The sequence below is a fragment of the Streptomyces sp. CC0208 genome, from assembly GCF_003443735.1.
GTDB lineage: Bacteria > Actinomycetota > Actinomycetes > Streptomycetales > Streptomycetaceae > Streptomyces > Streptomyces sviceus.
The window spans coordinates 1,230,958-1,251,526 of sequence record NZ_CP031969.1 but is presented as its reverse complement, the minus strand read 5'-3'; the positions used below and the strand labels follow the sequence as shown (position 1 = coordinate 1,251,526).

Annotated in this window: 18 protein-coding genes; 6 read left to right on the top strand and 12 right to left on the bottom strand. The window is 71.0% G+C overall.

What is annotated here, in order from left to right:
* Position 1: 1 nt before the first annotated feature.
* The 7 genes from pcaD to D1369_RS05795 are packed head-to-tail and all read right to left on the bottom strand — an operon-like array spanning position 2 to position 6,449.
* Positions 2 to 1,123, bottom strand: coding sequence for a 3-oxoadipate enol-lactonase (gene pcaD, locus D1369_RS05825; protein WP_007386082.1), 1,122 nt, complete (start codon positions 1,121 to 1,123; stop codon positions 2 to 4).
* Positions 1,120 to 2,451: a 3-carboxy-cis,cis-muconate cycloisomerase gene (gene pcaB, locus D1369_RS05820; protein WP_118082305.1), complete on the bottom strand. Its 1,332-nt coding sequence runs from the start codon at positions 2,449 to 2,451 to the stop codon at positions 1,120 to 1,122. Before pcaB ends, pcaD begins: the two co-directional genes overlap by 4 nt.
* Positions 2,448 to 3,053 carry a protocatechuate 3,4-dioxygenase subunit alpha gene (gene pcaG, locus D1369_RS05815; RefSeq protein ID WP_007386084.1) on the bottom strand — a complete coding sequence of 202 codons (606 nt, stop codon included), beginning with the start codon at positions 3,051 to 3,053 and terminating at the stop codon, positions 2,448 to 2,450. The genes pcaB and pcaG overlap by 4 nt, the downstream gene beginning before the upstream one ends.
* A 6-nt stretch (positions 3,054 to 3,059) precedes the next feature.
* Positions 3,060 to 3,833: a protocatechuate 3,4-dioxygenase subunit beta gene (gene pcaH, locus D1369_RS05810; RefSeq protein WP_007386085.1), complete on the bottom strand. Its 774-nt coding sequence runs from the start codon at positions 3,831 to 3,833 to the stop codon at positions 3,060 to 3,062.
* A 17-nt stretch (positions 3,834 to 3,850) separates the two neighbouring features.
* Positions 3,851 to 5,053: a thiolase family protein gene (locus D1369_RS05805; protein WP_007386086.1), complete on the bottom strand. Its 1,203-nt coding sequence runs from the start codon at positions 5,051 to 5,053 to the stop codon at positions 3,851 to 3,853.
* On the bottom strand, positions 5,050 to 5,694 hold the full coding sequence (locus tag D1369_RS05800) for a CoA transferase subunit B (protein ID WP_007386087.1): 645 nt from the start codon (positions 5,692 to 5,694) through the stop codon (positions 5,050 to 5,052). The genes D1369_RS05805 and D1369_RS05800 overlap by 4 nt, the downstream gene beginning before the upstream one ends.
* Positions 5,694 to 6,449, bottom strand: coding sequence for a CoA transferase subunit A (locus D1369_RS05795; protein ID WP_037902069.1), 756 nt, complete (start codon positions 6,447 to 6,449; stop codon positions 5,694 to 5,696). Before D1369_RS05795 ends, D1369_RS05800 begins: the two co-directional genes overlap by 1 nt.
* 136 nt (positions 6,450 to 6,585) lie before the next feature.
* On the opposite strand from D1369_RS05795, the gene D1369_RS05790 reads away from it, so the two are divergent.
* Positions 6,586 to 7,050 (top strand): MarR family transcriptional regulator, encoded by a 465-nt coding sequence (locus tag D1369_RS05790; protein ID WP_007386089.1) that lies wholly within the window; start codon positions 6,586 to 6,588, stop codon positions 7,048 to 7,050.
* Here D1369_RS05790 and D1369_RS05785 read toward each other — a convergent pair whose 3' ends face one another.
* Positions 7,051 to 8,070, bottom strand: a complete 1,020-nt coding sequence (locus D1369_RS05785; RefSeq protein ID WP_037902072.1) for a DUF3048 domain-containing protein — start codon at positions 8,068 to 8,070, stop codon at positions 7,051 to 7,053. It abuts the gene before it with no gap.
* A gap of 184 nt (positions 8,071 to 8,254) precedes the next feature.
* Between D1369_RS05785 and D1369_RS05780 the strand changes: the two genes are divergently transcribed.
* The gene (locus D1369_RS05780; RefSeq protein WP_007386091.1) at positions 8,255 to 9,445 is read left to right on the top strand and encodes a zinc-dependent alcohol dehydrogenase; all 1,191 of its coding nucleotides are present in this window, start codon (positions 8,255 to 8,257) and stop codon (positions 9,443 to 9,445) included.
* A gap of 30 nt (positions 9,446 to 9,475) precedes the next feature.
* Here D1369_RS05780 and D1369_RS05775 read toward each other — a convergent pair whose 3' ends face one another.
* Entirely contained in the window at positions 9,476 to 10,537 is a 1,062-nt protein-coding gene (locus D1369_RS05775) for an ATP-dependent DNA ligase (RefSeq protein ID WP_007386092.1), read from the bottom strand.
* A 65-nt stretch (positions 10,538 to 10,602) separates the two neighbouring features.
* Between D1369_RS05775 and ligD the strand changes: the two genes are divergently transcribed.
* Positions 10,603 to 11,628, top strand: a complete 1,026-nt coding sequence (gene ligD, locus D1369_RS05770; protein WP_007386093.1) for a non-homologous end-joining DNA ligase — start codon at positions 10,603 to 10,605, stop codon at positions 11,626 to 11,628.
* On the opposite strand, the gene D1369_RS05765 is transcribed toward ligD, so the two are convergent.
* Together D1369_RS05765 and D1369_RS05760 are read right to left on the bottom strand one after the other, a co-directional pair.
* Positions 11,615 to 13,807, bottom strand: coding sequence for a family 16 glycoside hydrolase (locus tag D1369_RS05765; RefSeq protein ID WP_007386094.1), 2,193 nt, complete (start codon positions 13,805 to 13,807; stop codon positions 11,615 to 11,617). The genes ligD and D1369_RS05765 overlap by 14 nt on opposite strands.
* A gap of 20 nt (positions 13,808 to 13,827) precedes the next feature.
* Positions 13,828 to 16,323, bottom strand: coding sequence for a ThuA domain-containing protein (locus D1369_RS05760; protein ID WP_202477134.1), 2,496 nt, complete (start codon positions 16,321 to 16,323; stop codon positions 13,828 to 13,830).
* Positions 16,324 to 16,512: 189 nt separating this feature from the next.
* Here D1369_RS05760 and D1369_RS05755 point away from each other — a divergent pair, with 189 nt between their 5' ends.
* From D1369_RS05755 to D1369_RS05745, 3 genes are all read left to right on the top strand, one after another.
* Complete coding sequence (locus D1369_RS05755) at positions 16,513 to 17,490, top strand: multicopper oxidase domain-containing protein (RefSeq protein ID WP_007386096.1); 978 nt, start codon at positions 16,513 to 16,515, stop codon at positions 17,488 to 17,490.
* A 14-nt stretch (positions 17,491 to 17,504) separates the two neighbouring features.
* Entirely contained in the window at positions 17,505 to 18,434 is a 930-nt protein-coding gene (locus D1369_RS05750; RefSeq protein WP_118082304.1) for an ornithine cyclodeaminase family protein, read from the top strand.
* 118 nt (positions 18,435 to 18,552) lie between these two features.
* Positions 18,553 to 19,578, top strand: a complete 1,026-nt coding sequence (locus D1369_RS05745) for a LacI family DNA-binding transcriptional regulator (protein ID WP_007386098.1) — start codon at positions 18,553 to 18,555, stop codon at positions 19,576 to 19,578.
* 40 nt (positions 19,579 to 19,618) lie between these two features.
* Here the strand turns inward: D1369_RS05745 and D1369_RS05740 are convergent, their stop codons facing one another.
* Positions 19,619 to 20,410: a VOC family protein gene (locus tag D1369_RS05740; RefSeq protein WP_007386099.1), complete on the bottom strand. Its 792-nt coding sequence runs from the start codon at positions 20,408 to 20,410 to the stop codon at positions 19,619 to 19,621.
* Between the last annotated feature and the right edge of the window lie 159 nt (positions 20,411 to 20,569).

Below are 20,569 nucleotides of genomic sequence, written 5' to 3'. Positions count from 1 at the left end.
GTCACCCTTCCGTCTCCTCCGCCAGCACCCGCTGGGCCGTGGCGAACGCCGAGTTCGCCGCCGGTACCCCGCAGTAGACGGCCGTCTGGAGCAGGACGGCGCCGATCTCCTCCGGCGTGAGGCCGTTGCGCCGGGCCGCCCGCACATGCATGGCCAGCTCGTCGTAGTGGCCGTGCGCGACCAGCGCCGTCAGCGTGATCATGCTGCGCTCGCGGCGGCTGAGCGTCGGGTCGGTCCAGATCTCGCCCCACGCGTACCGCGAGATGAAGTCCTGGAACCGCGCGGTGAACGGCGTCTGCCGGGCCTGCGCCCGGTCCACGTGCGCGTCCCCGAGCACCTCGCGCCGCACCTCCATGCCCCGCTTGGCACCCCCGTCGAGATGCGTGCGCAGAGCGGTGAGAACGGCTTCCGGGCACTGCGCCGGGGCCAGGTGCGAGGCCCCCGGGAGTTCGACGAGCGTGGCACGCGGCACCGCGTCGGCGATCTCCCGCAGATGGGGCGGCGGGGTCGCCGGGTCCTGGCGGCCGGCGATCAGCAGAGTCGGCGCGGAGATCCCGGCCAGCCGGTCGCGCAGGTCGAAGGAGGCCAGGGCGTCACAGCAGGCCGCGTACGCCTCCGGATCGGCCTCGGCGTGGTCCCGTACGAGCTCCGGGACGGTGAAGTCACCCGCGAACCAACGGGAGTTCGCGCTCTCCAGCAGCCACTCCAGGCCCTCCCGGCGGACCCGCTCGGCCCGCTCCTGCCACGGCTTGGCCCCGTTGAAGTGGGCCGAGGAGCAGATCACCGCCAGCGAGGCGACGCGCTCCGGGTGGTGCACGGCCAGGTGCAGACCGACCGCGCCCCCGAGCGACACTCCCGCGTAGGCGAACCGCTCGACGCCGAGCGAGTCGGCGAGCGCCAGCACCAGGTCGGCTAGGTCACCCACGCCGGCGCCGGGCCCGATCAGGTCGGCCGCCGAACCGCCGTGTCCGGGCAGGTCCCAGCGGATCACCCGGTGGGTGAGCGACAGCTCGGGCGCCACCTTGTCCCACAGGGCGTACGACGTCCCGAGCGACGGCCCGAGCAGCAGCGGGGGAGCGGAGGCGGGGCCCTCGGCGCGGTGGTTGAGGAGGGTGTCGGTCAACGTCGCTCCAGAGCACGGTCGGTGAGGGCACCGGCGGAGCCGGTGTAACGGGCGGGGTCGGTGAGCTCGTCGAGATCGACGTCCTTCAACCCGGGCTCCTGAGCGAGGAGTTCGCCGAGCGAGAGCCCTTCGGTGTATGTCCGCTTCGCGAGATCCGTGAGCAGCTGCTTCGCGCGGGGGCGCCCCAGCACGGCGGCCAGCTCGGCGGACAGACGCTCGGAGACGATCAACCCGTGGGTGAGATCGAGGTGTGCACGCATGGTGTCCGCGTTCACCCTCAGTCCCTCGGTCAGTTCGGCCGCGTCCCGGGCGGCGCCGCCGACCAGTCGCAGCAGATCCCTCAGCGGCTCCCACTCGGCGTGCCAGACACCGGCCGGGCGCTCGTCCTCCGCGGCCATCGAGCCGTACAGCGTGGCCGCGAGCTGCGGCGCGCGCCGGGCCGCAGCGGCGATCAGCGTCGAGCGGACGGGGTTCGCCTTGTGCGGCATGGCCGAGGAACCGCCCCCGCTGCCCTCCGCGACCTCGGCGATCTCGGTACGGCCGAGTACCAGCACATCCGCGGCGATCTTGCCCAGCGCTCCGGCGGTGAACGCCAGGCAGCCGGCGAGGTCGGCGATCGGAGTGCGCAGGGTGTGCCAGGGGAGGAGCGGCGCATCGAGGCCGAGTTCACGGGCGAAGGCAGCCGTGAGCATCACCGTGTCCCGGGCGCCGTACGCGGTGAAGGCCGCCAGCGTCCCTGCGGCACCCCCTAGCTGTGCGGGTAGATCGTCCCGCACCTCGATGACCCGGTCCCGCGCATCCAGGGCCAACGAACGCCACCCGGCCGCCTTGAGCCCGAACGTGGTCGGAACGGCGTGCTGGGTGAGTGTCCGCGCAGGCATCACGGTGTCCCGATGCTCGGAGGCGAGCCGGGCCAGGGCCTGCTGGACGCGGTGCAGGTCCCCCAGTACGAGGTCGAGGGTGCGTGCCGCCACCAGCATCGTCGCCGTGTCCAGGATGTCCTGGCTGGTGGCGCCCCGGTGGACGTACGGCCCGTACTCCTCGCCGACCGCCTTCGTGAGGTCGGCGACCAAGGGGATGACGGGGTTGCCGCCGGTGCGCGCCCGCTCGGCGAGGGATCGTACGTCGAAGCGGTCCGCGTGGGCCGCCTCGGTCACCGCGTCGGCCGCCGCGTCCGGGGCGAGCCCCAGGCGGGCCTGCGCCCGGGTCAGCGCGGCCTCCGCGTCCAGCAGCGCCTGGAGACAGGCGCCGTCGGAGGTCGCCGCGGCGGCGGGGGAGCCTGCCCACCCCGGGGCGAGCAGGCCGGTGTCCGGATCGGGAGAAGTCACTGGAACTCCAGGAAGACCGTTTCGCCTTCGCCCTGAAGGCGGATGTCGAAACGGTAGGTGCCATCGTCCTGCTTCCGCGCGATCAGCGTGTCGCGCCGCTGCGCCGGCACCCGGGACAGCAGCGGGTCGGCGGTCAGGACCGCCTCGTCGCCCGGCAGGTAGATGCGGGTGTACAGATGCACCAGCAGTCCACGCGCGAAGACGCACACGCTGATGTACGGCGCGCTCCGCCCGCGCGCGCCCGGCCGCAGGGTGCGCGCGGTCCAGTGGCCGTTGGCGTCGGTCTGGATACGGCCCCAGCCGGTGAACTCCACGCCGTTGCGGCCGAGATAGCCGCCGCTCGCGGGGTCGCGCCGGATCGAGCCGTCGACCTGCGGGACGTTGCCCGAGGGGTCGGCGCTCCACAGCTCCAGGAAGGCGTCCGGCAGCGGGCTGCCCTCGCCGTCGGTGATGTGGCCCTGGAGGGTGATGGTGTCCGGGTGGCCGACGGGCGCGATGTCGCCGCCGCCGGGGAAGGGCAGGGCGTGGCCGTAGAAGGGGCCGACCGTGTGCGACGGGGTCGGCAGCACGCTCTCCGGACGGCTGGTGTCGATCTTCGTCATGGCTGGTCAGCGTCCTTCTTCGATCCAGGTGGCCTGCGGCCCGTCGAGCACGATGTCCCAGTGGTAGCCCATCGAGAACTCCGGCACGGACAGACTGTGGTCGTAGGTGGCGACGAGCCGCTGACGGGCCGCGTCGTCGGTCACCGACTGGATGATCGGGTCGTACGGGAACAGCGGGTCGCTCGGGAAGTACATCTGCGTCACGAGCCGCTGGGTGAAGGCCGTGCCGAAGATCGAGAAGTGGATGTGGGCCGGCCGCCACGCGTTGACGTGCTGGCGCCACGGGTAGGGGCCCGGCTGGACGGTGGTGAAACGGTAGAAGCCCCTGTCGTCGGTCAGGGTGCGGCCGACACCGGTGAAGTTCGGGTCCAGCGGGGCGTCGTGCTGCTCGCGCTGGTGGGCGTAGCGCCCGGCCGAGTTCGCCTGCCAGATCTCGACCAGCTGACCGCGCAGCGGACGGCCGTTCCGGTCGAGGAGCCGGCCCTCGACGGTGATCCGCTCACCGATCGGCTCCCCGTTGTGCTGCCGGGTCAGGTCGTTGTCGATCTCGGTGATGTCCCGCTCCCCGAAGGCGGGCGAGTGCAGCTCGACCAACTCCGGGTCCTTGGACACGTCGATGGTGATCGGCGGCTGCTTCGGGTGCCGCAGCACCGAGGAACGGTAGGGCGCGTAGTCGCGGCGCGGCTGGTGCTCGACGGGAGCTCCGTCGGCGAGCCGCTTCTCGTAGGCGGCGTGCTCGGCGGCGATTTCCTGGTCGATGTCGTGCTGGGTGAGAGTCATGGGGATTCCTGCGTTCCTTAACGTTCGAGGACGAGGGCGAGGCCCTGGCCGACACCGATGCACAGGGTGGCGACGCCCACTCCGCCGCCCCTGCGGGCGAGTTGATGGGCGACCGTGCCGGCCAGCCGTGCCCCGGAGGCGCCCAGCGGGTGGCCGAGGGCGATCGCGCCGCCCTGCGGGTTGAGGATCGCCGGGTCGAACTCGGGCCACTCGGCCACGCAGCCGAGCACCTGGGCGGCGAACGCCTCGTTCAGCTCCAGCACGGACAGGTCGTCAAATCCCTTGCCCGCCTTGGCGAGTGCCCGGTTGACCGCCTCGACGGGGGCGAGCCCGAAGTAGTGCGGGTCCAGCGCGTTGACGCCGGTGGCGGAGATCCGGGCCAGCGGCTCGCGACCGGTGGCGGCGAGGCCCTCGTCGTCGACGAGCAGCAGTGCGGCGGCGCCGTCGTTCAGCGGCGAGGCGTTGCCCGCGGTGACCGTGCCGGCGTCCTTGCGGAACGACGGTTTGAGCTTGGCCATCGCCTCCAGCGAGGCATCCGGCCGTACGCACTCGTCGGCGCCGAAGACGACCGGCTCGCCCTTGCGCTGCGGGATGGGGACGGGAGCGAGCTCCGCGTCGAACAGGCCCTCGCCCTGCGCCTTCGCCGCCTTCCGGTGACTGTGCAGCGCGAACTCGTCCTGCTGCTCACGTGTGATCTTGTGCTTGTCCGCGATCAGCTCCGCCGACTCGCCCAGCGGAACCGTCCACTGCGGCTCCATCCTCGGGTTGACCATGCGCCAGCCCAGGGTCGTCGAGTACAGCTCGGCGTGCCCGGCCGGGAACGCACGGTCGGACTTGGGCAGTACGTACGGCGCCCGGGTCATCGACTCCACACCGCCGGCGACGGCGATCGAGGCGTCCCCGAGGGCGATCGCCCGGGCCGCCTGGATCACCGCCTCCAGACCCGACGCGCACAGCCGGTTGACCGTCACGCCTGGCACCGAGGTCGGCAGGCCCGCCAGCAGCGCGGCCATCCGGCCGACGTTGCGGTTCTCCTCGCCGGCGCCGTTGGCGTTGCCGAAGTAGACGTCCTCGATCCGGGACGGGTCCAAGTCGGGAGTGCGGGCGAGGAGTTCACGGATGGCGTGGGCGCCCAGGTCGTCCGGGCGTACCGAGGCGAGGGAGCCGTTGTAGCGGCCGACCGGGGTGCGGACCGCGTCGACGACGTAGACGTTCTTCACCGCAGGTCCTCCGCGACACTCAGCTTGGCATCGGTCTTGGCGGTGATCTCCTCGACGCCCACCCCGGGCGCCGTCTCGACCAGCAGCAGACCGTCCTCGGTGACGTCCAGGACGCCGAGGTCGGTGATGATCCGGTTCACACACGCCTTGCCGGTCAGCGGCAGCGCGCACTCGGTGAGGATCTTCGGTGAGCCGTCCTTGGCGGTGTGCGTCATCACCACGATGACCGTACGGGCGCCGTGGACCAGGTCCATCGCCCCGCCGATCCCGGTGATCAGCTTGCCGGGGATGGCCCAGTTGGCCAGGTCGCCGGTCTCGGACACCTGCATGGCGCCGAGCACGGCCACGTCGATGTGCCCGCCCCGGATCATCCCGAAGGACAGCGCCGAGTCGAAGAAGGACGCCCCCGGCAGCACCGTCACGGTCTCCTTGCCCGCGTTGATCAGGTCGGGGTCGACCTGGTCCTCGGTGGGGTAGGGGCCGGTGCCCAGGATGCCGTTCTCGGACTCGAGGATCACCTCGACGTCGTCGGGGAGGTAGTTCGGGATCAGCGTCGGCAGGCCGATGCCGAGGTTGACGTACTGGCCGTCCTGGAGCTCGCGCGCGGCCCTCGCGGCCATCTGTTCCCGGGTCCAGGCCATCAGCTGCTCACCGTCCGCTGCTCGATCCGCTTGTCCCTCGCCTGCTCGGGCGTCAGCGCGATCACCCGCTGCACGAAGATCCCCGGCAGGTGCACCGCGTCCGGGTCGATCTCGCCGGGCTCCACCAGTTCCTCCACCTCGGCGATGGTGACCCTGCCCGCCATCGCCGCGAGGGGGTTGAAGTTCCGGGTGGACTTGTTGAAGACCAGGTTGCCGTGCCGGTCGCCCCTCGCCGCCCGCACCAGGGCGAAGTCGGTGCGGATCCCGTGCTCCAGGACGTACTCCGTGCCGTCGAACTCCCGCACCTCCTTCGGCGGGGAGGCCACCGCGACGCCGCCGTGGCCGTCGTAGCGCCAGGGCAGCCCGCCGTCGGCGACCTGGGTCCCCACGCCGGCCGGGGTGAAGAACGCGGGGATCCCGGCGCCGCCCGCCCGCAGCCGCTCGGCCAGCGTGCCCTGCGGGATCATCTCGACCTCCAGCTCGCCGGCCAGGTACTGGCGGGCGAACTCCTTGTTGGCGCCGATGTAGGAGCCGGTCACCCGGGCGATGCGCCCGGCGGCGAGCAGGACGGCGAGGCCCGATTCCATCGCCCCGCAGTTGTTGGAGACCACCGACAGCGCGCCGGTGCCCTGCTCGTACAGGGCCTGGATGAGGACGTTCGGCACGCCGCTCAGCCCGAAACCGCCCACCGCGAGCGACGCGCCCTCCGGCACATCGGCCACCGCCTCCCGGGCCGTGGCGACCACCTTGTCCATCCGCACAGCCCCATCTCTCCCATTGCTCAGTGCACTGAGTATTTCAGCGAGGTTTCTCTTAAGCTGCCACTGTGGCAGCCTGGCGTCAAGGCTCACTACTCTTCAGTGCACCAACCAACCTGACTCGGGAGCGCACATGGCCGCGGTGGACCTCACCACCCATCCGGGGCACCTCGCCCGGCGACTCCAGCAGGCGCACTACCTGCTGTGGAACACGATGGTCTCCGAGGAGATCACCTCGCCCCAGTTCGCGGTCCTGAACGCGCTCGTCGCCGAGCCGGGGCTCGACCAGCGCACGGTGGGGGAGCGGGTGGGGCTCGACCGGTCCACCATCGCCGAGGTCATCAGCCGGCTCGGCCGGCGCGGACTGCTCGACAAGGTCCGCGACCCCCAGGACGGCCGCCGCTTCCTGCTGCGCCTGACCGACGACGGGGTGCGCACCCACCGCAAGCTGACCGTGCGCACCGCCCGGATGAACCAGGTGTTCCTTGCCCCGCTCTCCGACGACGAACAGAGCCGGTTCTTCGAGCTCATCCGCCGGGTCGCGGACGCGGCCGAGGGGCTCCGCAATCCTGCGGAACCCCTCGTCACCCAGCGCTGATCAGGACGCCTTCGCGAAGACGACCCACACCTGGCCCTCGGCGAAGTTCACCGGGGAGCCGTCCTTCGTGGTGAACTCCGTGCCGTCCGTGGCCTTCGCCCGCTGCCAGTTCACGTCGTAGGCGCGGCCGTCGCGCAGCACCTTCGCCCTCCCCGAGCCCACCGTCACCGTGTACGGCGTGTTGTTGCCGAGGAAGTCGTGGAAGGCGGACTTGCGGATCTTCACGTACTGCACGACGACCGTGGCCGGGGCCAGCCGCTTCCCGTCGGCCGTCACGTCCGGTGCGCCGTCCATCGAGACCAGCCAGCGCTCCCGGCTCTGCGACCAGGTGAAGGTGAAGCGGGCGGCGGGGTAACGGACCGTCTCCGAGGTGTCCTTGACGCCACCGGCCGGCGCCGGGCCGTAGCGGAAGCCGTTCGTCAGCGCGGCCGCGCCCGGCGTGGCGGGCACCAGGCGCCCGGGGTGCAGGAAGAGGTTGTGCGGGACGACCTTGTCGGCGCCTCGGAAATAGGCGCCGGACGCCTTCTCGGGGGTCCGGGCCACCAGCGGTGCACTGTTGATCAGGGGCATCAGCTTGCCCTGGGCACCGGAGAAGGCGAGCGTCGGTTCGTGGAACTGCCGCAGCAGCTCCAGATCCGACTCGCGGGCGCTGCGCACGGGACCGACGGCCTTCGGCAGCTTGGTCGCGTACACCGCCATGAGGCGGCTGAGCCCGCCCTCCACCTGCTCGGCGTACACGACGTCCGCGGCGTCGAGGCCGGTCTGCGGGCGCGCCGCCCGTACGTTGTCGATCTTCACGGCGAGTACGGAGGGGAGGTCGGCCTCCGCGCTCGGTTCCGAGGTGCCCGGCTGCGAGGTGCTCGGTCGTGCCGTGTGGACCTGTCCCCGTCCGTCGTCGGCCGGGGGTGTGCCGTGTCCTGTGCAGCCCGCGGCGAAGAGGCCCGTGACGGTCAGCAGTGCAGCCGCCGTACGGGCGCGTCGCGTGCGCGCCCCTTGCTCCGTACCCGCCATGCCCACCATGCCCGCCCGTCTCGTGTCTTTGATTGTGCGCTTATAAGTTCATTGGTGGCCATACCCGTCTGTTTCTGATTAGTCGCGTCGACTACGCCGATCGGCCCTGGATTGCGGTTCGGCGGGAGCGCGTCCGGGTACCCGGGGCGCCTACCGCGGGACCGACACACTAGGTGACGGAGGGAGTGCCGGGATGAAGGCTGTGACCTGGCAGGGCAAGCGGGACGTACGGGTGGAGGAAGTGCCCGATCCGAAGATCCAGGAGCCGACGGACGCCGTCATCCGGATCACCTCGACCGGACTGTGCGGCTCCGACCTGCATCTCTACGAGGTACTCACTCCGTTCATGACCCCGGGTGACATCCTCGGCCATGAACCCATGGGCATCGTCGAGGAGGTCGGCGCCGCGGTGCCGGACCTCTCGGTCGGCGACCGGGTCGTCGTGCCCTTTCAGATCGCCTGCGGCAACTGCTGGATGTGCATGACCGGACTGCCGACCCAGTGCGAGACCACCCAGGTCACCAGCGAGGGCATGGGCGCAGCCCTGTTCGGCTACACCCGGCTGTACGGCGCCGTACCGGGCGCCCAGGCCGAGTACCTGCGCGTCCCGCAGGCCCAGTACGGACCGATCAAGGTCCCCGAGGGCCCGCCGGACGACCGCTTCGTGTACCTCTCCGACGTGCTGCCCACCGCCTGGCAGGCCGTCTCCTACGCGGACGTCCCCGAGGGCGGCAGCGTCGCCGTGCTGGGCCTCGGGCCCATTGGCGACATGGCCTGCCGGGTCGCGCAGGTGCGCGGCGCCGGGCGCGTCTTCGGCGTGGACCTCGTGACCGAACGGCTGCGGCGGGCCCGCACGCGTGGCGTGGAGACGTACGACCTCAGGAGCTTCGACAGCGAGAAGGAACTGGTCCAGGCGATTCGCGACGAGACCGACGGACGCGGCCCGGACGCCGTGATCGACGCCGTCGGCACCGAGGCGCACGGCAGTGCGGTCGCCCGCCTCGCCCAGAACGCCTCGGCCCTGCTGCCCAGGAAGATCGGCGGACCGTTCGCCGAGCGCTTCAGCGTCGACCGGCTCGCCGCCCTGTACACCGCCATCGAGCTGGTGCGCCGCGGTGGCACGCTCTCCCTCACCGGCGTCTACGGCGGCATGGCAGACCCGCTGCCCATGCTCACCATGTTCGACAAGCAGATCCAGATCCGGATGGGCCAGGCCAACGTGCGGCGCTGGAGCGACGAGATCATCCCGTACCTGATCGACGAGGACCCGCTCGGCGTCGACGACTTCGCCACCCATCACGTGCCGCTGTCGGACGCCCCGCACGCGTACGAGATGTTCCAGAAGAAGCAGGAGGGCGCGGTCAAGGTGCTGATGCGGCCCTGACCCCGCGGTTCAGGCACCCGACGGTGCGGCTCAGCCCAGGATCTCGTCGAGGTCGTAGCGCACCGGCTCCTCCAGCTGCGCGTACGTGCAGCTCTCCGGGGTCCGGTCGGGCCGCCAGCGGCGGAAGCGGGCGGTGTGGCGGAACCGTACGCCGTTCTCCATGTGGTCGTACGCCACCTCCGCCACCCGCTCCGGCCTGAGCGGCACCCAGGACAGGTCCTTCTTGCCCGACCAGCGGCTCGGAGCCCCGGGCAGCCGGGCGCTCTCGTGGGCGGCCTCCTCGGCCCAGGCCGCCCACGGATGCCCGGACGCGTCCCGCATCCGCAGCGGCTCCAGCTCCTCGATCAGCTCGGCGCGCCGCTTCATGGGGAAGGCCGCGGACACGCCGACGTGCTGCAGGGTGCCCCGGTCGTCGTGCAGGCCGAGCAGCAGGGAGCCGACGACCGGGCCGCTCTTGTGCAGCCGGTAGCCCGCGACCACCACGTCCGCCGTGCGCTCGTGCTTGATCTTGAACATGGCGCGTTCGTCCTGGAGATAGCGCAGGGTGAGCGGCTTGGCGATGACCCCGTCCAGGCCCGCGCCCTCGTACTCCTCGAACCACTGCCGGGCCACGTCGATGTCCGTGGTCGACGGCGCCACGTGCACCGGCGGGGTCGTCTGGGACAGTGCCGTGGTGAGCAGTTTCCGGCGGTCGGTCAGCGGGACGTCCAGCAGTGACTCGTCCTGGAGTGCCAGCAGGTCGAAGGCGACGAAGGAGGCCGGCGTGCGCTCCGCGAGTGTCCGTACCCGCGACGCCGCCGGATGGATCCGCTCGCTCAGCGCGTCGAAGTCGAGGTGCCCCTCCCGGGCGATGACGATCTCCCCGTCCATCACACAGCGCTCGGGCAGCCGCTCCCGCAGCGCCTCCACCAGTTCGGGAAAGTACCTGGTCAGCGTCTTGCCGGTACGACTGCCCAGCTCGACCTCCGGGCCGTCCCGGAACACGATGGCCCGGAAGCCGTCCCACTTCGCCTCGTAGTGCATGTCCGGGGGGATCTTCGCCACCGACTTGGCGAGCATGGGCTTCACAGGGGGCATCACCGGCAGATCCATGGTCCGATTCTGCACGCGCATGCCCCGAAATGCCTGATATGCCGGGCTCGCTTACCGTGGCTCGCATGGGTGACGCGGTGGAGCTGGAGGCGGGCGGCCGGACCGTACGGCTGTCCAGCCCGGACAAGATCTTCTTCCCGGAGCGCGGGTTCACCAAGCTGGACCTCGCCCGCTACTACCAGGCCGTCGCCCCCGGCATCCTGCGCGCCCTGCGGAACCGCCCCACCACCCTGGAGCGCTACCCGGACGGCGTGACCGGCGAGAACTTCTTCCAGAAGCGGGCGCCCAAGAACATGCCCGACTGGATCCCGACCGCCCACATCACCTTCCCCAGCGGCCGCAGCGCCGACGAGATGTGCCCCACCGAGGAGGCCGCCGTGCTGTGGGCCGCCCAGTACGGCACGCTCACCTTCCACCCCTGGCCGGTCCGCCGCGAGGACGTCGACCACCCCGACGAACTGCGCATCGACCTCGACCCGCAGCCCGGCACGGACTACGACGACGCCGTGCGCGCCGCGCATGAACTGCGTTCGGTCCTGGAGGAGTTCGGCGGTCTGCGCGGCTGGCCCAAGACCTCCGGCGGTCGCGGTCTGCATGTCTTCGTGCCCATCGAACCGCGCTGGACCTTCACCCAGGTGCGGCGGGCCGCGATCGCGGTCGGGCGCGAGATGGAACGCCGGATGCCGGACCACGTGACCATCAAGTGGTGGAAGGAGGAGCGGGGCGAGCGCATCTTCATCGACTACAACCAGACGGCCCGCGACCGCACGATCGCCTCCGCATACTCGGTACGGCCGCGCCCGCACGCCCCCGTCTCGGCGCCCCTGCGCTGGGAGGAGGTCGGCCAGGCGCACCCCCAGGACTTCGACATCGCGACCATGCCCGCGCGCTTCGCCGAACTCGGCGACGTGCACGCGGACATGGACGATCACGCCTTCTCGCTGGACGCCCTCCTGGACCTGGCCCGTCGTGACGAGCACGACCACGGGCTGGGCGATCTGCCGTACCCGCCCGAGTATCCGAAGATGCCGGGGGAGCCCAAGCGGGTACAGCCGAGCCGCGCCAAGAAGCCTGGTACTACAGCTCCTTGATCCGCACGTCCCGGTACGAGATCACGTCCGTCGTGCTGTGCACCTGGAGTCCGATGTAGCCGGAGGAGAACCGCCGTCCGTCCGTGCCCGGGTCGTCCGAGCGGGCGGGGTAGAAGTCCTGGCCCCCGAGGTTGTCGAACTCGTTGATCAGCACACCGTTGCGGTAGACCGAGTAGTGCTGGTCGACCACCCGGATCTCGTAGTCGTTCCACGTGCCCTTCTGGGTGACGCCGGCACCGGCGAGCCCCACTCGGTCGAAGCCGTAGATCGACCCGGTCTTGTACAGGTCGCCGTCGGGCCGGTCGAACACCTGCACCTCGTGGCCGTACTTGATGGCCGCCCACTCGGGCCGGGGCTCCTCCGGGTTGTCGTGGACCCACGGGAACCGCACGAACACCCCGGAGTTGGCGTTCCCGGTGCCCGGGGCGTCGTCCCGCCACTGGAGCTTGAGCGAGAAGTCGCCGTACTTGCGCTCCGGGAACCAGAGCATGCCGAGGCCGTCCCTCGTGGTGCCGGAGGTGATCGAACCGTCGCCGTTCGGTGCGAAGGAACCGCCGCCCACCTGCTGCCACTTGGCGAAGGAGGCCGCGCTGCCGTCGAGGATCGTGCGGTAGCCCTCGGTCTGCCCGGGCCTGCCGATCCCGGACTCCCGGGCCGCCGCGTCGATCGCGTCGTACTCGCGCTCGTCGACGACCCCCTCCCGGAAGAGCTTGTCCAGGACGGTCTTCACGTGCTTGAGGAACAGCGCGTGGGACGTCCACTCCTTCTCGTCCTCGATCAACTCGTTGATCCGGCACCGGCTGTTGGTGATCCGGTTCGGCACCCCGGAGTCGACCCTGCCGACGATCACCGTCAACCGCTCGTCGAACTCGGCACAGTTGGGCGCCGGGACCTGGCCGGCGACCACCGTGAAGGTCACCGTGCGCGCGGCCGAGGTGTTGCCCGCCTTGTCCGTCGCCCGGTACGCCAGGGTGTGCGTGCCCGCCCGGTCGACGACCACCGCGGCGGTGTACGCGAGGTAGGGACCCGCGTCGATCGAGTACTCGACCCCGGCCACACCCGAACCGCCCTGGTCCGTGGCGCTCACGGTCACCCTGGCGTTGCCCACGTACGCCCCGTCGGAGTTCCGCGTGCCGTCCACGGTCACACCGGTCACCGGCGGGATGGTGTCCTGCGGTGCGGCCGCGACCACCGTGAACCGGACGCTCTTCTCGGCGGCCACGTTGCCCGCCTTGTCGGTCGCCCGGTAGCGCACGCTGTGGGAGCCGACCTGGTGCACCATCACGGGCATGGTGTACGGCTGCCAACTCCCGCCGTTCACCGCGTACTCGATGGTGTTGACCCCGGATCCGGTGTCGGAGGCCGACACGGTCACCGTGGCCATGTCGATGTAGGTCCCGTCCGGGTTCTGCTCGCCGCTCACCGTCGCCGAGGTGTCCGGCGGGGCGGTGTCGTCGGAGGGCGGCGCGACGACCGTGAAGTCGACGCTCCTTTCGGTGGAGACGTTGCCCGCCTTGTCGACGGCCCGGTAGCGGACCTTGTGGCTGCCCACCTGGTCGACGACGACGGGGGCGGTGTACGGCTGCCAGGCGCCCGCGTCCCCGGTCGCGTACTCGATCCGGTCGAGACCGGAGCCCCCGGCCTCGTCGGTCGCCGTGACCGCCACGCTCGCCGAACCGACGTACTGGCCCTGCGCGTTCTGCGTGCCGGTCACCTGGGCAGCTGCCGAGGGCGCGGTGGTGTCCTGGCCGCTGCCCTCGGTCACCACGAGGATGCCCTGCATCTGGCCGTGGCCCGGGATCGTGCAGTGGTAGAAGTACCGGCCCGGGGTGAGCGTGACCTCGGCGGTGTGGCGGCCGCCCATGTCGTCGTTCGGGTTGGCGAGGATGTTGAGTTCGACGTCGTCGTTGAACTCGGGGTCACTGGACACGAAGGTCAACGTGTGCGGCATTCCGGTGGTGTTGCCGGTGGCCTTGCTGTTCTCGAAGACGATCGTGGCCGTGCCCGCGACGGCCGTCGTCGGGACCGAGGTGTACCTGGTGATGTCGTCGCCGGCGGTCCAGGTGAGGGTCTGGGCCGCCGCCGGGACCGCGTCGGGCCGTGCCTGGGACGTCGACTGGAGGCCGAGCACCATCAGCAGGGCGGCCAACAGGACGGTCAGAGCTCTGCGGGGGTGCATCACTGCTCTTCGGGGGTGCATCACTGCCCTCCTCTCGCCAGCTGTCCTGCGGCCGGTGTCGGTCCGCCGCCCGTGTAAGTGACCCGCCACAGTGCCGACTTGGCGTCCGAGGTGAAGAACCCGCGCCCGTAGTCGAGGACGTACAGCGCGCCGTCCGGGCCGAACTTCCAGTCCATGAGGTTCTTGATGCCGTCGTTGCCGATCGGCACGATCTTCTTCAGCGACTCCGAGTGGACGGGCAGTCCGCCGTCGCCGTGGGTCTTCGGGTCGGTGACGACCGCGTTGCGCGGCTGGTCGGCGTCGTAGAAGTCGCCGACGAACCACTTGCCGTCCCAGTAGGCGGGCCACTTGGTCGCGCTGGTGCTGGTGGTGTCGTAGCGGTAGACCGGCCCGTTCATCGCGGCCTGGCCGCCGCCCTTGAGCCACGGCAGCAGGTACTTCGCCTCCTCCTGCTTGTAGGACGGGATGCCGTTCGCGTCCCGCGGGTAGTCGGGGGCACCGCCCTGCGGCGAGTACCAGATGTTGTTGCCGGTGACCGGCGGGAGGTTGACCAGACCGTCGTTGTTGGGCGACTCGTTCTTCGGGTGGTCGCAGTCGTACCAGCCCAGCGGCTGGTCGGGGTTCGGCAGGTTGCGGTCCCGGTAGGGCTGCTTGTTGCCCATGCAGTACGGCCAGCCCCGGTTGCTCGCCTTGCTGATGACGGCGAAGGTGTCGTACTTGGCCGGCCCCCAGGTCGTCGAGGGCGCGCCGGCGTCCGGGCCGACCCAGCCCGCGTAGAGGAGGTCGGTCTTCTTGTCGACGAAGATCCGGGCCGGGTTCCTGACCCCCATCACATAGATCTCGCCGCGGGTCTTGCCGCCGCCCTCGGCCGTCTCCCTGCCCGTGAAGAGGTTGCCCTCGGGCAGGGTGTACGTCCCGTCGGCCTCCGGATGGATGCGCAGGATCTTGCCGTTGAGGTTGTTGGTGTTGCCCGCGGTGCGGCGCGCGTCCGCGAAGGAGACGCCCTTGTAGTTCGGCTGCGGGTTGTTGCCCGAGTAACCGCCGCTGAAGTCACTGGAGTTGTTGTCACCGGTCGCGATGTACAGGTTGCCCTTGGAGTCCCAGGACATCCCGCCGCCCGCGTGGCAGCAACTGTGCACCTGAACCGGCCACTTGAGCAGGACCTTCTCGCTGTTCAGGTCCAGCTTGTTCGTGGCGAGGTCGAGGGTGAAGCGGGAGACGCGCCGCTGGGCCATCTGCGTGTCGCGGTTGAGCTGCGAGTGCGGGGTGTAGTGCAGGTACACCCAGCCGTTCTCCTCGAACCGCGGGTCGAGCTCGATCCCGAGCAGGCCCTCCTCGACCTTCACCAGCTCGTCGCCGCCGCCCTTGTTGCCGAACACGGTCAGCGCGCCCGCGAGGGTGACCTTCTTGGTCTTCGGGTCGTAAACGTGGATCTCGCCCTTGCCCTTGCCGATGTCGGGGTTGTTCCAGTCGGTGATCACCGGCTGGGAGGCGTCGGCCCCGCCCCGCCCGATGTACAGGACCCGCCCGTCGGGGGCGGTGACCAGCCCGTGCGGCTCGCCGATCTGGTCGTTCTGCCCCGCCTGGTTGGGCTGGGTGAGGCGCTCCGCCTTGTAGTTGCCGTTGATGGTCGCCTTGCAGTCGGCCTGGACGAGCCGCGAGGTCCACAGCAGCGCGCCGCGCAGATGGGTCCGGAAGTCGGTCTCGTCGTACGAGGACACCGTGCCGCCCATGCCGGTGTAGAAGGACCGGCCGCCGTCGTAGTCCCGGCACCAACTCACCGGGTGGTCCCAGCCGTTGGCGCCCGCTCCCGGCTGGTAGGTCGACTCGCGCACCCGGGCCACGGTGTGCACCTCACCGGAGGGGTTCTTCGTCCAGTTGAACCACTGGTCGGGGCGCTTCCACTGCACCGGCAGATCCCTGGTCGCCGGATGCTGCCGGTCGCCGACCTCAACGGTGGCCCGCTGTACGGTCGTCGGGCCGGAGGCGGCCGGTCGGGCGCCCACCAGCCCCGTGAACCAGTCGGAGTACGGCTCTGCGCGGGCCGCGTCATGGATGCCGACGAAGCCGCCGCCCGCCTCCATGTAGGCCTCCAGGCCGGCCTCCTGCTCAGGGTCGAGGACATCGCCGCCACCGGTCAGGAAGACGATCGCGTTGTAACCGCCGAGAGCCTTCTCGTCGGTGAAGACCCTCGCGTCGTCGGTGGCCTCGGTCTCGAACCGCTGGTTCGCCGGTCCGGACAGCCCGATCCTCTCGATCGCCGCGATACCCGCGTTGATGACCGGAGACTCCTCCCCGCCCGCCGCGGACCCGTGGAAGACCAGCACCCGTACGTCCCCGCCGCCCGGTGGCGACTTGACGGACATCGTTGTCGCGGACGGGTCGGGAGCAGGCAGAGCCCCCGCCGCCGGCCCGGACATCAGCCCGGCGGCAACGACCCCCGCGGTCACGGTGGCCGTCCAGACCCGTCTCCTCGCGCTTCCTCCGCTTCTCGCGCTCAACCCTCGTAAGTGCATGGGCACCTCCTCGGTCACAGCAACAGCGCCATGGAAGCTAGACCCCTTTGCCGCACTCGCCAATACCTATGACCGGGATCGCACGAACTTTGTCCTGAGCGTGGATAAACGACTCCGGGGCCGGTACCGTCTCACAGGTTCATCACAGGTACGTCTCCGCAAAACCCGTATCACGGTGGGGAGTTCCGCATGGGCGCACTGGACAGACGTGGCTTCAACCGGCGGGTGCTGCTCGGTGGCGCGGCGGTCGCGACATCGTTGTCCCTGGCGCCGGAGGCCCGCAGCGACGCGGGTCCGGCGCAGGCCGCCCCGGGCGGCGAGGTCAGGCGCATCAAGCTGTACGCCGAGAGGCTCGCCGACGGGCAGATGGGCTACGGCCTGGAGAAGGGCAGGGCGACGATCCCCGGCCCGCTCATCGAGCTCAACGAGGGCGACACCCTGCACATCGAGTTCGAGAACACCATGGACGTCCGGGCGAGCCTGCACGTCCACGGCCTGGACTACGAAGTCTCCAGCGACGGCACGACGTTGAACAAGAGTGACGTCGAGCCGGGCGGCACCCGCACCTACACCTGGCGCACCCACGCGCCGGGCCGCCGGAGCGACGGCACCTGGCGGGCGGGCAGCGCGGGCTACTGGCACTACCACGACCACGTCGTCGGCACGGAACACGGCACCGGCGGTATCCGCAAGGGCCTCTACGGCCCGGTGATCGTCCGCCGCAAGGGCGATGTCCTGCCGGACGCGACGCACACGATCGTCTTCAACGACATGCTCATCAACAACAGGCCGGCGCACTCGGGGCCCAACTTCGAGGCCACCGTGGGCGATCGGGTCGAGTTCGTGATGATCACGCACGGCGAGTACTACCACACCTTCCATATGCACGGTCACCGCTGGGCGGACAACCGCACGGGCATGCTCACGGGGCCCGACGACCCGAGCCAGGTCGTCGACAACAAGATCGTGGGCCCGGCGGACTCCTTCGGCTTCCAGGTGATCGCGGGGGAGGGGGTCGGGGCGGGCGCGTGGATGTACCACTGCCATGTGCAGAGCCACTCCGACATGGGGATGGTGGGCCTGTTCCTGGTGAAGAAGACGGACGGGACGATCCCGGGGTACGAGCCGCACGAGCACAGCGGGCAGCGGGCCGAACACCACCACTGACGGATCATGGGTGGGTGACTCTTCTTCTCACGCGCGGTGATCTGGAGACGGTGCTGGAGCCGGAGACCTGCCTCGACGCACTGCGGGACGGCTTCCTGAACGCGGACGCGGACAGTGTGTCGATCGCTGGACAACGGGTGCGCACGGACCTCCCGTTCCCCGGTACGGCCACCGCGCTGATCCCGGGCCTGCTCCCGGGCATTCCCGCCTACACCGTGAAGGTCAACGCCAAGTTCCCGGCCGCCCGCCCCGCCCTGCGCGGGGTGATCTGCCTGCACAGCGGAACCGACGGCGCGTTGCTGGCCCTCATGGACTCGGCGACGGTCACGGCGTGGCGGACGGGGCTGGCGGCGGCACTGGGCACGCACCTGCTGGCCGGGGCGGGGGAGGCGGTCGGCGTGATCGGCGCTGGAGCGCAGGCCGAGTTGATGGTGCGCGGCCTGGGGGTGCTACGACCCCGCGGCGCCCTCGTCGTCCACGACACCTCCGCCGACCGCGCCGCGCAGTTCGCCGCCCGGCACGGTGGCCGGGTGCTGTCCTCCGCCGCGGAGATCGCCGTGGCCTGCGACCTCGTCCTGTCGGCGACGTGGTCGCGGGAGCCGCTGCTGAGCCTGGCGGACACGCGGCCGGGGCAGCACTTCACGAGCCTCGGCGTCGACGAGCCGGGCAAGGCGGAGCTGGCGGCCGATCTGCTGGACGCGTCCGTGCTCGTGGTCGACGACCGCCCGCTCGCCGTGAGCATGGGCGTGCTGGCGGACGGCCGGACCGCGGCGGCGACCCTGGGCGAGGTGGTGCGGGGCGACCACCCCGGCCGCGCGAGCGACACGGACCGCACGGTCTACGCACCCGTGGGGCTGCCCTGGCAGGACCTCGCGGTCGCCTGGGCGGCGTACGAGCGGGCCCGTCGGGAGGGGATCGGGCGCCGGGTGGACCTGCTGACGTGAGGCCGTTGACCGGATGTCCCCGGTCGTAGGTGTCCACCGTCCTGTGCCGCGAGAGCGCTCTCACCGGGTCCTCGTCCGGGGCTATCCTGATCCGCACCCGCCGACGAGGAGCCCCGAAGTGACCGAGACAGCGCCGCGCCCCACCCTGGAGGCCGTGGCGGCCCGGGCCGGGGTGTCGCGGGCCACCGTGTCCCGGGTGGTGAACGGTGCGGACGGGGTGAGGGAGCCGCTCGTCGAGCGGGTGCGCAGGGCCGTCGAGGAGCTCGGTTACGTGCCCAACCAGGCCGCCCGCAGTCTTGTCACCCGGCGCCACGACGCGGTCGCCGTGGTGGTGGCCGAGCCGGAGACCCGGGTCTTCGCCGACCCCTTCTTCGCGCTGCAACTTCGGGGAATCAGCAAGGAGTTGACCGCCCACGACAACCAGCTCGTCCTGCTGCTCACCGAGGGCCGCGACGACCACGCGCGCGTCGGACGCTACCTCGCCGGAGGCCACGTCGACGGCGCGCTCGTCTTCTCGCTGCACCTCGACGACCCGCTGCCCGGGCTGATCCAGCGGGCCGGTGTCCCCACGGTGTTCGGCGGGCGGCCCGGCTGGAGCGACGGGACGACGGACGTCGTGTACGTCGACAGCGACAACCGGGGCGGCGCCCGCGAGGCCGTACGGCATCTCGCCGGGCTCGGGCGCACGCGTGTCGCCCACATCACAGGCCCCCTCGACCAGACCTCCGCGGCGGACCGGCTCGACGGCTACCGGGACGTCATGGGCGACGCCGACCCGGGGCTGGTCGTACGCGGTGACTTCACCCCGGCCGGCGGGGAGCGGGCCATGCGGGAACTCCTCGACCGGTGTCCGGACGTGGACGCGGTGTTCGCCGCCAACGACCTCACCGCGTCCGGCGCCCTGCGCGTGCTGCGAGAGAGCGGGCGCCGGGTGCCCGAGGAGGTGGCGGTGATCGGCTTCGACGACATGCTGCCGGTCGCCGAGCAGACCGATCCGCCGCTGACGACGGTCCGTCAGGACATCGAGGAGATGGGCCGGTTGATGGCCCGCCTGCTCCTGGGAGGTCTCGGCCCGGGGGACGCGGGAGCCGCACCGACCGGTGTCGTACTGCCCACCACGCTGGTGCGGCGCACCTCGGCGTGAGCTGCTGCCGCCCCCGCCCCCGTCCCCGCCCCCGCCTCCGTCACGTCTGCTGCGGCGCGCTCTTGATCACCGCGAAGCGGGCGCCGTACGGATCGGCCAGCTTGGCGACCCGGCCGACACCCGGGATGTCGGTGCCGGGCAGCCGGACGCTGCCGCCCAGCTCCTGAGCCTTCGCCACCGTCTCGTCCGTGTCCGTGACCTCGAAGTACGGCATCCAGTACGCCCCGTCCCGCGCCTCCAGCGGATCGTCGGCGAGCGGGACGATGCCGCCGAACATGCCGTCCTCGCTCTGCCCGTCCGGCAGCACGGTGGTGTAGGTCCCGCCGGGGAAGTCGACCCCGTAGGTCTCCAGGCCGAGGGCCGCGCGGTAGAAGTAGGCGGCCATCGGCAGGTCGGCCGTGTACAGCTCGACCCAGCACAGTGAACCGGGCTCCTGAGTGACGTCGAGCCCCTTGTTCCGCCCGGGCTGCCAGATGCCGAAGGGCACGCCCGCCTTGTCGGCGAGGATCGCCATGCGGCCCTGGTCCATCACGTCCATGGGCTGCATGAGCACCGAGCCGTGCGCCTCCTCGGCCGCCTTCGCGGTGGCGTCCGCGTCCGGTGTCTGGAAGTACACCGTCCAGGACGGCGGGCCCTGCTCCGGTGTGGTCTGCATACCGCCCGCGGCGGTCCTGCCGGCGAGCTGGAAGAAGCCGTAACCGCCGGCTTCGGGCGGGCCCGGCTGGAACTCCCAGCCGAACAGCCCGCCGTAGAAGGTGGTGGCGCCGTCGATGTCGGGGGTGCCGAGGTCGAGCCAGTTCGGAGCGCCGGTGACATAACGGGTCGTGAGCATCTCTGCCCTCCTCTGAGGGGTCCCGTTGCCTGTACCGCCGAGTCTCGCACCGTCCACTGACAATCGCTGCCGGGACGCCGATGCGGGCCGGTCGGAAGTCGCGGTGTCCGTGGGGGAGCGGGCGTTGTCCTTGTCGGCGGACGCGCAGGCCCCGTGCGC

Bases quoted from the DNA above. Each gene is read 5' to 3' on its own strand.
- pcaG (WP_007386084.1), bottom strand. From the start codon at position 3,053: ATGACGAAGATCGACACCAGCCGTCCGGAGAGCGTGCTGCCGACCCCG.
- pcaH (WP_007386085.1), bottom strand. From the start codon at position 3,833: ATGACTCTCACCCAGCACGACATCGACCAGGAAATCGCCGCCGAGCAC.
- D1369_RS05800 (WP_007386087.1), bottom strand. From the start codon at position 5,694: ATGGCCTGGACCCGGGAACAGATGGCCGCGAGGGCCGCGCGCGAGCTC.
- D1369_RS05795 (WP_037902069.1), bottom strand. From the start codon at position 6,449: ATGGACAAGGTGGTCGCCACGGCCCGGGAGGCGGTGGCCGATGTGCCG.
- D1369_RS05790 (WP_007386089.1), top strand. From the start codon at position 6,586: ATGGCCGCGGTGGACCTCACCACCCATCCGGGGCACCTCGCCCGGCGA.
- D1369_RS05785 (WP_037902072.1), bottom strand. From the start codon at position 8,070: ATGGTGGGCATGGCGGGTACGGAGCAAGGGGCGCGCACGCGACGCGCC.
- D1369_RS05780 (WP_007386091.1), top strand. From the start codon at position 8,255: ATGAAGGCTGTGACCTGGCAGGGCAAGCGGGACGTACGGGTGGAGGAA.
- D1369_RS05775 (WP_007386092.1), bottom strand. From the start codon at position 10,537: ATGGATCTGCCGGTGATGCCCCCTGTGAAGCCCATGCTCGCCAAGTCG.
- ligD (WP_007386093.1), top strand. From the start codon at position 10,603: ATGGGTGACGCGGTGGAGCTGGAGGCGGGCGGCCGGACCGTACGGCTG.
- D1369_RS05765 (WP_007386094.1), bottom strand. From the start codon at position 13,807: ATGCACCCCCGCAGAGCTCTGACCGTCCTGTTGGCCGCCCTGCTGATG.
- D1369_RS05760 (WP_202477134.1), bottom strand. From the start codon at position 16,323: ATGCACTTACGAGGGTTGAGCGCGAGAAGCGGAGGAAGCGCGAGGAGA.
- D1369_RS05755 (WP_007386096.1), top strand. From the start codon at position 16,513: ATGGGCGCACTGGACAGACGTGGCTTCAACCGGCGGGTGCTGCTCGGT.
- D1369_RS05740 (WP_007386099.1), bottom strand. From the start codon at position 20,410: ATGCTCACGACCCGTTATGTCACCGGCGCTCCGAACTGGCTCGACCTC.